The following is a 12,342-nucleotide window of genomic DNA, read 5'->3' on the forward strand; positions in this document are numbered from 1 at the left end:
TTATTTTTCCTTAAATGCGTTAATATTTTCAATTGAAATTTCAGAATTTAAATTTTGATCCACTCTAGCAGAAGTTGAAATATGAACATAATCTCTAGCTTTAATATATTGTTTAATATTTTGATTAGTTTCTAAATTAATTACAAATTTAATTTTAGGATAAGCGTTTTTTAATTCTTTAATATCTTTTAATGATTTTTCTAAATCTTCACTAACACTTATTAATACACTATCTATATTATGTTTTTCTAAAATATTTAATGCTTGTTTGAAATCTCTAACTTGATCAAAAGCTTGATGAAAAGTTAATTTTAAATTTGCTCTAACTTTATTTACTTGTTCTAAAAATGTTTCATTAATAGCTGATTCATTGTTTAATGCTCCAATTACAACACCATTAATATTAGATAGTTTTGAAATCATTGAAATCATTTGAATTTGTTTTCTTAATTCATATTCAGTGAAAATAAAATTATCATCTGAAGTTCTTATCATAATATCAATTGGTTTTAAAGCTATTTGATCAGCTACTAAAATATCATCAATGTTTGGAGTCAGTCCATTTACATCTAAATTCTTACAAAATTGTATTTTATCTGCTTTTGAGTTATTAATTTTTCTAATATCAGCAAGACTTGTTGCTACTACTTCTAAAAACATTATTTATACTCCTTTAGAATATCAGCTTTATCAGTTTGTTCTCAACTAAAATCAGCTTTACCAAAATGACCGTATTTTGATGTTTTGAAAAATACCGGTTCACGTAATTTTAATGTTTTAATCATTCCAGATACTGAAAAGTCGAAGTTTTCTTCTACTGCTTGATATATTTTATCTAATGAAACTTTTTCAGTGTTAAAAGTTTCAATAAAAATAGATATAGGTCTAGGTAATCCAATCGCATAACTTACTTGAATTTCAACTTTATCAGCTAATCCTGCTGCTACTATATTTTTAGCAACATATCTACACATGTATGCTGCTGATCTATCTACTTTAGTTGAATCTTTTCCAGAAAATGCACCACCACCATGACGTGCATAGCCTCCATATGTATCAACAATAATTTTTCTTCCAGTTAATCCAGTGTCTCCTTGAGGTCCACCTATTACAAACCTACCTGTTGGATTAATTAAAACTTTATAATCTTTATTCATGTTAAATTCATCAGCAACTAAATCCATAATGTTTTCTTTTATGTATTTTTTAAATTCAGCTTCATTATAGTCTGGATCGTGTTGAATTGACATTAAGATAGTATCAATTTTAGGATTATTTATATCAGTATAATCAATAGTTACTTGAGATTTCATATCAGGTCTAGCTCATTTAAATAAACCTTGTTTTCTTTGTTTTGTTGCATTAAAAACTAATTCGTGAGCCATTGTGATTGCTAAAGGTAGATAAGTTTGAGATTCATTAGTAGCATAACCAAACATAATACCTTGATCTCCACCACCAATTTCATCATTTTCTAAATCAACACCCATTGCAATATCTGGAGATTGACCTTCAACTCTAATATCAATCTGACAAGTATCAGCATTAATACCATAATCATCATTAGTATAACCAATATTTCTTAAAACATCTCTAGCTACTTTTTCATAATCAACAACAGCTGTTGTTGTGATTTGACCTGCTATTAATAAATAATTTGTTGTAGCAAATACTTCACATGCTACTTTTGAGTTTTTATCTTGACTTAAACAAGCATCTAAAATAGCATCAGATATTTGATCGCAAATCTTATCTGGATGCCCTTCGCTAACACTTTCACTTGTAAATAATCTTTTCATTTTTTCCTCCTTGTTCTTAATACAATTCTTACACTTTTATAAAAAAACACGACATAAAATTGTCGTGTTTAATAGACAATCTTATTGTTACCATATGGCCTTTATTTGAGCACCTAATCTAATAGGTTGCCATCACTTCATCAAGTTTTATCTCTCTGTGATTCTTAATAAGAATTTAATATTAAGTTTATTACATTTTTTATTCTATCATGAATTAACATATAAGTTTATAATCTTATGTTATTAATGTTTAATTGATAGTCTTTTTATATCTATTGCTTTATTTGTTTTATCATCAATTTCAATAACAACAGCGTTTAATACACTTCTACCGCTTGCAGGTCTAAACTTAACAGGTAGTCCTGTTTTTTGTTTAAATATAACATCATCAGGTTCAACTCCAATAACTGAATCAATAGCTCCAGTCATACCAAGATCAGTTATAAATGCAGTTGATTTAGGTAATATTCTTTCATCAGCAGTTTGCACATGAGTGTGAGTTCCTACAAATGCTGTAATAATTCCATCATAATTTCAAGCAAATGCTATTTTTTCAGCAGTTGTTTCTGCATGAAAATCAACTAATAAAATATCGTATTGGTATTTTTTAGATAAAAATTCATCCATAACTTTATAAGGATTATCACACTGATCCATAAAGCTTTGTCCCATTAAATTTACAACAGCAATTTTTTTATTATTTTTATGTACTATTACATAACCTTTACCCGGAGTATGATCACTCATATTCATTGGCTTTAATAAATCAGAAGTTGAATTTATATATTCTAAAACTTCTTTGTTTTTAAAAATGTGATTTCCACTAGTTATAACATCAATATTTAATTGTTTATAAAAATCATAATGTTTTTTTGAAAGTGATTTTCCATGAGTTGTGTTTTCACCATTTACAACAACAAAATCAATATTATGTTCTTTAACTATTTTAGGTAAATGTTCAGCTAAGATATTTCTACCACAACTTGCATAAACATCACCTATCATTAATATTTTCATTAAATCACCTCTTTTATTATTTTTATAATTTCAGAATTATTAATGTTATTATTTTCTAATTTTTCTACTAAAGAAATAAGTTTATCTTGTTTTTCTTTTAAATTAAGTTTTTCTTCTCATTGATTTAATAATTTAATAGTTTTAGTAATTGAATCATGAACTGCAGTTTTTGATATTTCAAATTCTTCAGCTATTTCATTTAAAGATAGATCTTCATTAATATATAGTGTGAAATACTCTTGTTGTTTATCAGTTAATAAGTGTTTATATATTTCAAATAAGTTAGATAAATTAACTGTTTTATCAATAATATTATTTTTCATTTTCCATAAACCCACTAGATAAATTAACTATATATTGATCTATATCAAATAAACTAATATCTTCAACTTGTTCACCAATTCCAATCATTTTAATAGGAATATTTAATTGATCTTTAATAGCTAGTCCAATCCCACCCTTACTCGTTCCATCCATTTTAGTAAGAATAATTCCACTAACTTTAGCAACTTTACTAAACTCTTCAGCTTGAATAACTCCATTTTGTCCTGTTGTTGCATCAATTACTAATAAAATTTCATGAGGAGCATCTTTTTGTGTGTTTTGAATAATTTTGTTCATCTTTTCAAGTTCAGCCATTAAATTAACTTTATTTTGTAATCTACCTGCTGTATCAATTAATAAAAGATCATAATTTTCTTCTTTGGCTTTTTTAACTGCATCAAATACAACACTAACAGGATCAGCGTTAGGTTTATTTGCTTGAATTAAATCGACTTTATTGTTTAATCGATGAATAATTCATTCTTCTAATTGTTTAGCGGCTCCAGCTCTAAAAGTATCAGCAGCTGCTATTAAAACTTTATAATTTTGTTCTGCATAATAATTAGCAACTTTAGCTAAAGAAGTAGTTTTACCTGTTCCATTAACACCAACCATCATAAAAATATTTAATCTTTTATCATTGAAATTAATCTTATATTTACTTTTAGTTCAATCATTATCAGTATAAGCATCGTGTAGTGATTCAACTAACATTTCTTTAATATCTTCAAAACTAGAATTTGATTTAACTTTTTTTTGAACAGAATTTGAAACTTTTAAAACCATTTTCATACCCATATCAGTTTTAATTAATATTTCTTCTAATTCTTCAAAAAAGTCATCATCAGCTTGTTTATATTTTTTAGATAATTTTTTAATATCATTTGAAAAATCTAAAGCAGATTTAGCCATTACTCTTTCTGCTTTTTTTTCTTTTTCTTTTTGTTTCTGTTTCTTTTTAAGTTCTTTTTCGGTTTGTTTTTCTGTTTTAGTTTCAGATGAAGTTGATGTTATTTTTTCTTTTAATTTAGATCAAAATCCCATAAAAATTCTCCTTTTGTCTATAACAATTTTAACAAATATAAAAAGTTAAATAAAATAAATTTTCATCACTATAAAATAAAAAATCCTAACTAGGATTTATATTTTATTTATATTCTTTTAATTCAATAAATTTACCTGTATTTATAAATGTAACTATTTCTTGAACGTTGATTAAATGATCTCCTGCACGTTCTAAATTAATTAATTGTTTTAATAATGCAGCTACTTCTTTTGCTTGTTCTGATGTTTTTGCTTTTTGAATATGCTCAATTAAAATAGAGTAAAATTCTTTAAATTTAGCATCTGTTTTAATTTCTAATTCTGTAATTTTTTTAGCTGTATCAACATTTTGATTATTATGGAAAAGATGAGAAAAAGTATCAAGCATATCAACTACTAATTGAAATAATTCAACAATCATTTGTTCATGATCTTGGCTTGGTTTAAATTTTGTAAAGAATTTTGAAATAGATTTTGAATAATCAGCAATTCTTTCAATCTCACGAGTAATTAAAATTCCACCAATTGCTAATCTTAAATCTTTTGCAATTAATTTTTGCTTTGCAATTTTTCAAAGTGCAACTGAAGTAAATTGATTTTGCATATCGTTAATGATCTTGTCATGTTCAATAACCATTTCAAGTTCAACTTCTTTATTATCTCTAATGATTGCAAAACTTTCTGCATATTGAATTTTAGTTTCTTCGATCATTTCTTCGATCATATTACGTAATTGTTCTACATCTTTATCTAAAATTTTATTTATCATAACTTACACCTACTCATATCTACCTGAAATGTAATCTTCTGTTCTTGAATCTTTAGGGTTAGTAAAGATCTTTTTAGTTTTATTATATTCAACTAATTCACCTTTTAAAAAGAATCCAGTGTAATCACTAATTCTTGTTGCTTGTTGCATTGAATGAGTAACCATTACAATTGTATATTCTTTTTTAAGATCTAAAACTAATTCTTCAACTTTTAAAGTAGCAATTGGATCTAAAGCAGAAGTTGGTTCGTCCATTAAAAGGATTTTAGGTTTCATAGCTATTGCTCTTGCTATACATAATCTTTGTTGTTGACCACCACTTAATCCTAATGCTGGAGTGTGCAATATATCTTTAACTTCATCTCATAAAGCTGCTTTTTCTAATGATTCTTGACATATTTGATGTAAAACATCTTTATCTTTAATTCCTTGAGATTTAGGACCATATATTACATTTTCATATATTGACATAGGAAATGGATTAGGTTTTTGAAATACCATACCAACTTCAGTTCTTAATTTAGTAATATCAGAATTATCTCCATAAATATCTTCACCAAAAATTAGAATATCACCAGTAACTCTTGTACCATCAACTAAATCATTCATTCGATTTAATGATTTTAATAAAGTAGTTTTACCACAACCACTAGGTCCAATAAATGTAGTAATAGTACGTTCTTTAATATCCATATTAATATCAAATAAAGAGTGTTTTTTACCGTTATTGTAATAGAAATTAAAGTTTTTAATTTCTATTACAGTTGGTCTTTCTTTTTTTTGATAAGTTGAATTTTTATTAATAGTTGCGTTCATTATTTTTTACCTCTTTTTTTGGTTTTTTGATATTCTTTTCTTTTTTCTATAGTTTGATTGATATTTTTAATAAATAATTTAATGTTAAATAATTTAATAATTGATTTAAATATTTTTTTAAATGATAAATTAATTTTTAAAATTATAGATTTAAATGAATTTGTATAAGTTTGACGTTTAGTTAGATTAATAAATAATGTCTTAATTTTATGTTCTGATTTATGTTTAGCTCCAACTAAAGCTGATGATATTCTACCACTTGTAAAGTTTAATGTTAAAACAAATACAATAGCTGTAAATGACATTAATCAAGCAATTTGTTCACCTTGTCCAGGTCCTGCTTCACTAGCTAACATATATATACCAGTTGTTAGTGTAGCTCCTGATGACATAAATCCTTCGCTTGGCATTCTTATTGCTGTTCCAAGTGTTAGATAAATTGGAGCTGATTCACCTATAATTCTAGCCATAGCTAGAATGATTCCAGTAATAATAGCTTCCATAGCATTAGGAATAACTATTTTAAATAGAATTGCAACTTTACTTAATCCAAGTGCTGAAGCAGCTTCACGATACGCTTTAGGTACACCAGTAATTGCATCTTCAAAGTTTTTTATTAACATCGGCAGAACAACTATAGTCATTGTAAGAGCAGCTGATAAAATACTAAACGGTAATTTTAATACTTGAATAAATACCGATAATCCAAATATCCCAAAAATAATTGAAGGAGTTGAAGCTGTAATATTTAATAAGAATCTAAAGAATCTAGCAAATAATGATCTAGGTTTTGCAAATTCAGCTAAATATATAGCAGCTCCTAAAGCAAAAGGAATTGAAACTAATAAAGTACATACAATTAATAATAATGTAGTAAGCATTGCTGCTAATATTCCTGATTGACCTTCAATTTCAACAAATGCATGAGAATATTTAGTTAAAGCTGATAACCCGTGAACCGTTGTTGTTCCTATAATTCAGAATGTAAATGCAATTACAAATGCAGTTGATAATCACATTAAAGTTAACATAATAGAAGAATACATCTTTTTAAATAATTGATTTTGACTTCTATTTTTTATCATTAAATTTAATGATTCAGCATCATATATTTTTAAATATTCAACTTTTTTATTTTTTGAGATTTTAGAATGCAACATTAATCTTATTTTTGCTGAGATTTTATCTTTATTTGAAACCATTAATATTGAAATATTAATTATAAAAACTAATAAGAATAAGAATAATCCAATTGCATATAATCCAGATTCATGAACAACTCCACTATTTTCTAAAATTTCTAATCCTATAGTTGAAGATAATGTTCTAACTGAAGAGAATAAAAATCCAGATACACCATCATTTGTATTAAATCATCCAGTAGCATTACCAGCAATCATCATAATAGCCATAGTTTCACCTATAACTCTAGCCATTCCTAAAATAACTGCAGAAATAATTTTTGGAGTTGCTGATTTTCTTACAATTGAAAATGTTGTTTTTTCTTTTGATATTCCTAAAGCTAATGATGAATCTCTATAACCTGCAGGAACTTGTTGAATAGCATCATAACTTAAACTAACCATAATAGGAATAGCCATAAATGCCATTGTAAGAGAAGCTACCATTAAGTTATCATTTGTTTTTGCTCCCATAGCTTTAAATAAAATACCAATTTGTTCTCTTGCAAATAATCCAAAAACAACACTAGGAATACCAGCTAATAACTTAATAATAGTCATTGTTATTTTTTGAGATTTTTTAGATAAGTATTCAGAAATAAATAATGTAGTAAATAAAGTTAACGGCACAGCAAATAACATTGATATACTCATTAAAATTATTGTCATTAATGTAATTATTCCAATACCAAATTCATTAGCTTCTGGATTTCAATTCTTACCAAAAACAAATTTTCAAAATGATTCAAAACTAAAAATATCTTTTGTTTTAAAACCAACAAAAACCACTAATAGGATCAATGTTAAAATCCCTGATAGTGTTAAAGCTCAAATCCCTGTTTTTAATGAACTTAAAGCTAGTCCATTACGTTGTTTAGGAATCTTAAAATCAATATCATTTTTTATTTCTTTTTTAAATAACATGTCTTCCCCTCAGTGCTAAACTAGCTTTTTTAAAAGATCTATTCGATTTTTGTTTTCGTTAATTAAACTATTATTTTGATTTGAATTATTATTAACTTTTCATCTTTGAACTAATCCTAGATGTTGATAAGATGAAATAACTTCATTTGATGAAGATACTCATTGCATAAATTCTAAAATTTGTCTATTTTTATTATTATCATCTGTCATTTTATATAAAGCAATGAACGGTCTATTTAAAGGGTAATCTTCATAATCTTCAGGATGTTCATTTATATCTCATTGTTTATTATCGCCATTAATAATAACTGCTCTTAAATTTTTGTGATTTTGAATTTGTTGAGCATATTCCATTGATACAAATCCAAATGCTCCATCAGATTTATCTAATTGAGTAAAAATTGCACCGTTTGAATTATATTGATTAACAGCTGTTCCGATTTTTGTATTATTGTTTTTAAAACCAGAAATGTGTTCAAATGAGCTTCTTGTTCCTGATCCTGAGTTTGTTGAGTAAGGGGTAACTTTCACATTTTTGCTTATATTTGATAATTCTTTATTTGTTATATCTTTGTAGAAATCAAATCAACTAACTAACTTAGTTTGATCATTAACTGAATAAACTTCTTTTAATGCCTCACTAGCTTTGTTATCAACGGTTCCGTTTTTCCCTAAATTAAAAGCAATATCTTTTTCTTGTTGTTCAGTTAATCCCGTTCCTTTAATGTTATAAACAAAAACGATTGAGTCTTTTGCAAAATCAACAAAATGATAACTTTGCTTTCCATCTTTAGTTTTTTTATCACTCATTATTTGTTTAAAAGTTTCTTCTTTATTTAATTTTCCTTCTTCTATTTGTTCAAATAACTCTCCATCACCATTACCATCTTTTCTAACTAAGTTATTTCTTATTTCTTCTGGAATAGAATTATCAGTTTCAGATTTAGAAATAAAACCAATACTATAAGTTTCATTAATAACATTTCTAGCACCTGCTCCAGATCCAGTTGATGAATAAATAAATGATTGACCAGTTTTTTGTCTATATTTATTTGTTAATTGTTGCATAATAGGATCAGCACTAGCACTTCCACCAATACTTATAGTATTATTGCTTTTTGAAAAAGTTCATATTCATAAACCGCAAATAGAAGCTATTATTAAAATAAATATTAATAATAATCTTTTATTAACAATAATCTCTTTAAAATTTATACATCACTTTTTTATTTTTGATGTAGTTTGATTTTGTTTCATTTTAAATTGTTCTTCCCCTTTAAAATCAGTTATTTTTAAACTTTTAATAACTTTAAAATTATAACAAATATAAGCTAATTGTTTAAGGTTATTTTTTTGTTGTTTCTATGTTATAAAATTACAATATTTTAAAAACAACTATAAGTCTTTTTTAAATGTCTTTTTAGCCATTTTATATCTAAATTTAGCATATTTAATACGTTTCTTTTTATGTTTATATTTTCATTTAGCATTAATATATAATTCTTTTAATTGTTCTTTTTGTTCTAGATCATAACAATCTTTATAATCTTTTTTTCTTTTATCTAGCTCTATTTTAGCTACTGTTTTTTCAGCATAAGTTAATTTAAGATCACTTAATGATTTTTGAAATATTTCTTGAATAGATAATGTTTTAGTGTAATTTAAACTTTCTAATAAAATATTGTCTTCTGAAAATATATCTAAATATAATTTTTCACTTTTAGCCATTTTAACAGCTGTATCAACAGCTTGAGCAAATGTTTTAAAATTACCTAATTTGGTAGGCATAACAGCTATTTTATTTTCACTAATTTTTGATATACTTCAATTCATATTAATACCCTTTAATCTTTAATATTATTTTATACTAAAGCATACATATAAAAAACTTAGATTTCTCTAAGTTTGTTGATTTCTTATTGGTGCCCTTTATCGGGCTCGAACCGATACGAGTCTCCTCGTCAGATTTTGAGTCTGATGCGTCTGCCAATTCCGCCAAAAGGGCTTAACAATAATTATTATATCTTATAAAACAAAAAAATATGACCTAGAAAGGACATATCTTATTATTATTTATTAAACTAATTTTTCTTGTTTTTTTAAAGTTCTTAAAGTTCTAGCTGAAACTTTGATGTTGAACACATTACCTTTTTCATCCATCACTCTAACTTTTTGTAAGTTTAAGTTTCATTTTCTTTTAGTTGCATTTAATGCGTGAGATCTAGAATTACCTGATAATGCTGATTTACCTGTTAATGCATCTTTTCTTGCCATAAATTTCACCTCTTACTTCTTTAAGTGTATCATACCTAAAAATATTACTATAAATAAAATAAATTTCAATAGTAAGTTCATATATAAAGATATATTCTTATCAAATAATGAACAATCATGAACTTAATATGAAATATATTTATGTGTTTTAGTTGTTTGTTTTTTAATTTTAGTTATTGTCTTGAAGGTGGGTTTTCACCGTCATTTTTAATTCTATTTGATATAGCAGTTGCTTGTTCATCTAGTTTTCTTAATTCTGGAAGAATTTTTGAAGTAATTGCCCCTGAAAGAAGGTTTCACTCAGATTTAATATTTGTTAAGAATCCTTTGATTTTTACAAGTTTTTCTTTTGCTGGTGATTTAACTCACGCATCTTTTTCAAGTGTTTTTTCAAACTCTTTAAGAACTTTGAAGAAGCCATCTTCATCCAATGTAGTTAGGTCTTTTTTAAGATTTGTTAGATCGTTTAACTGTTCTTGGAAAAATTCAATTAATTTTTGTCCACCTTGTTGTGTAACTTTAACTATTTCATCTATTATTTTAACTATTTTTGAATCTTTTGTAACAAATGTTTCTTTACTAAAATCTTCTTTTGCTTTTATTATTTCTTTACCCTCAACCTTAAAACCACTAATTTCTAATAGTTGATCAAAATCAGATGGGATTGCTTGTTGTTTATCTTTAAACTGAGTAGTAACTGATGCAAAAGCTTTCACTTCTTTTGCTTCTGTGTCTAAATAAGCTAGATAATAATTAACATCTTTTTTTTCAGTATCTTTAACAGTATAAGTTGTTAAAGCAACAGCTTTTTTATAAAGCTCTTTTGCTTCATTGAAATTTGCTTCTGTTCTAGATTTTAAATTATCAAGCTCATCATTTATTTCTTTATTTTTACTTGCGATAGAATTTAAATGTCCTGTGATTTGGTTAATTAAATTTTGAGCTTCATTTATTTGATTTCTTAATTCTACTTTTAATCTTTCTACTTGATTATTATATTTTATTGTTTTAACAGCATACATGGTTCCACCAGTTGCTATTCCTCCGATAATTAAACTACCAATTATAGGTAATAAATGTTTTTTCATTTTTTAATCCTCCAATATTTTATAGGTTTGTTAATTTTTATTTTATTAAATTATTTTTTTTCTAAGATAGCATATTTTCTGGTTGCCCTGATGAATGATCTGCTTCACCACGTCCACCTTGATCTCTAGAAGCAGAAGGTAAAGGATCTGTACCATTTTTTAGTCTATCTAAATTTTCTTTAGAATCTTTGTTAATTCTATCTAATCTTGGTAATATATCTTCTTTAATAGAATCAGAAAGGAAATCTCATTCACTTTTTAGATTTTTTAATAATGTTTTTATCTTATTTAATCTATCTGATGTATTTTTTGCATCATCATCTTTTCAATTTTCTGGAGTTATGCTAGGATCTATAGATTTAAGTAACTCAACAAAATCTTTTTCATGAATTGTCTGAATCTCTAATTTAAGTTTTTTCAATTCGTCTATTTGTTTTTGGAAAAATTCAGTTAATTTTTGTCCACCTTGCTTTGCTTTTTCTAAAATCTCTTTGATAACTTTTTGAACATTATCAAGTCTATCAAGAGTTTGATCTTTTTTAAATTCTGCTTCTTCTTTTAATAATTTATCAATTCCTGTTATTAACATTCCTTCTAAAGTTGCTGGTATTTGTTTTTCATTACCTGTTAAAGTAGTTTTAGGTTGATTAGAAGTTTTTATTTCTTTAGAACCTGAGTCAAAATATGCTAGATAGTAATTAACATTTTTTTCTTCAGTATCTTTAACAGTATAAGTTGTTAAAGCAACAGCTTTTTTATAAACTTCTTTTGCTTCATTGAAATTTGCTACGATTTTTTCATTTAGAGCAGCGATTGATTCAGCAATATCTCTATTATGTTTTTCAGATTTTTCTAATTCTTCTTCAAGTTGTCTTTTCAACATCTCGCATTCGCGTTCTTTTTTCTCAAGTAAAATTCTTCATTTCTGTATTTCTTTATTATTATTAATTTTTTGAATAGCATAAATAGTTCCACCGGATAATAAAGAACCCGTAACTAAACTACCTATTACAGGTAATATAATTTTTTTCATATCTAATCCTCCCATTATTGTTTAAAAAATGTAAAATATAATTTTATTATATTGAATCTAAAAAATGTCTTGA

Annotated in this window: 13 protein-coding genes, 1 tRNA gene and 1 riboswitch; all 14 genes read right to left on the reverse strand. The window is 25.7% G+C overall.

Going from position 1 to position 12,342, the window contains the following annotated elements; genetic code table 4:
* The gene (locus MYE_RS02630) at positions 1-660 is read right to left on the reverse strand and encodes a copper homeostasis protein CutC (protein ID WP_042733416.1); all 660 of its coding nucleotides are present in this window, start codon (positions 658-660) and stop codon (positions 1-3) included.
* Complete coding sequence (gene metK / locus MYE_RS02635) at positions 660-1,799, reverse strand: methionine adenosyltransferase (RefSeq protein ID WP_042733417.1); 1,140 nt, start codon at positions 1,797-1,799, stop codon at positions 660-662. Before metK ends, MYE_RS02630 begins: the two co-directional genes overlap by 1 nt.
* Positions 1,800-1,877: 78 nt before the next feature.
* A riboswitch (SAM riboswitch) is annotated at positions 1,878-1,973 on the reverse strand.
* Between the two features lie 69 nt (positions 1,974-2,042).
* Positions 2,043-2,816, reverse strand: coding sequence for a TIGR00282 family metallophosphoesterase (locus tag MYE_RS02640; protein WP_042733418.1), 774 nt, complete (start codon positions 2,814-2,816; stop codon positions 2,043-2,045).
* Complete coding sequence (ylxM, locus tag MYE_RS02645) at positions 2,816-3,139, reverse strand: YlxM family DNA-binding protein (RefSeq protein WP_042733419.1); 324 nt, start codon at positions 3,137-3,139, stop codon at positions 2,816-2,818. Before ylxM ends, MYE_RS02640 begins: the two co-directional genes overlap by 1 nt.
* The gene (gene ftsY, locus MYE_RS02650) at positions 3,129-4,184 is read right to left on the reverse strand and encodes a signal recognition particle-docking protein FtsY (RefSeq protein WP_042733420.1); all 1,056 of its coding nucleotides are present in this window, start codon (positions 4,182-4,184) and stop codon (positions 3,129-3,131) included. The genes ylxM and ftsY overlap by 11 nt, the downstream gene beginning before the upstream one ends.
* A 103-nt stretch (positions 4,185-4,287) precedes the next feature.
* On the reverse strand, positions 4,288-4,953 hold the full coding sequence (gene phoU, locus MYE_RS02655) for a phosphate signaling complex protein PhoU (protein WP_042733421.1): 666 nt from the start codon (positions 4,951-4,953) through the stop codon (positions 4,288-4,290).
* A gap of 9 nt (positions 4,954-4,962) precedes the next feature.
* Complete coding sequence (gene pstB, locus MYE_RS02660; protein ID WP_042733422.1) at positions 4,963-5,769, reverse strand: phosphate ABC transporter ATP-binding protein PstB; 807 nt, start codon at positions 5,767-5,769, stop codon at positions 4,963-4,965.
* Complete coding sequence (pstA, locus tag MYE_RS02665; RefSeq protein ID WP_042733423.1) at positions 5,769-7,874, reverse strand: phosphate ABC transporter permease PstA; 2,106 nt, start codon at positions 7,872-7,874, stop codon at positions 5,769-5,771. Before pstA ends, pstB begins: the two co-directional genes overlap by 1 nt.
* Positions 7,875-7,889: 15 nt before the next feature.
* Entirely contained in the window at positions 7,890-9,131 is a 1,242-nt protein-coding gene (ptsS, locus tag MYE_RS02670; protein WP_042733424.1) for a phosphate ABC transporter substrate-binding protein, read from the reverse strand.
* 138 nt (positions 9,132-9,269) lie between these two features.
* Positions 9,270-9,707 carry a hypothetical protein gene (locus tag MYE_RS02675; protein ID WP_042733425.1) on the reverse strand — a complete coding sequence of 146 codons (438 nt, stop codon included), beginning with the start codon at positions 9,705-9,707 and terminating at the stop codon, positions 9,270-9,272.
* Between the two features lie 87 nt (positions 9,708-9,794).
* A tRNA-Leu gene (locus MYE_RS02680) sits at positions 9,795-9,879 on the reverse strand.
* 71 nt (positions 9,880-9,950) lie between these two features.
* Positions 9,951-10,148, reverse strand: coding sequence for a 50S ribosomal protein L28 (gene rpmB, locus MYE_RS02685; protein ID WP_004429574.1), 198 nt, complete (start codon positions 10,146-10,148; stop codon positions 9,951-9,953).
* 173 nt (positions 10,149-10,321) lie between these two features.
* Entirely contained in the window at positions 10,322-11,236 is a 915-nt protein-coding gene (locus MYE_RS02690) for a hypothetical protein (RefSeq protein ID WP_042733426.1), read from the reverse strand.
* Between the two features lie 61 nt (positions 11,237-11,297).
* Entirely contained in the window at positions 11,298-12,269 is a 972-nt protein-coding gene (locus MYE_RS02695) for a hypothetical protein (protein WP_042733427.1), read from the reverse strand.
* Between the last annotated feature and the right edge of the window lie 73 nt (positions 12,270-12,342).

Origin of the sequence: Mycoplasma yeatsii GM274B (assembly GCF_000875755.1) — a bacterium.
In the GTDB taxonomy this organism is placed as follows: domain Bacteria; phylum Bacillota_I; class Bacilli_A; order Mycoplasmatales; family Mycoplasmataceae; genus Mycoplasma; species Mycoplasma yeatsii.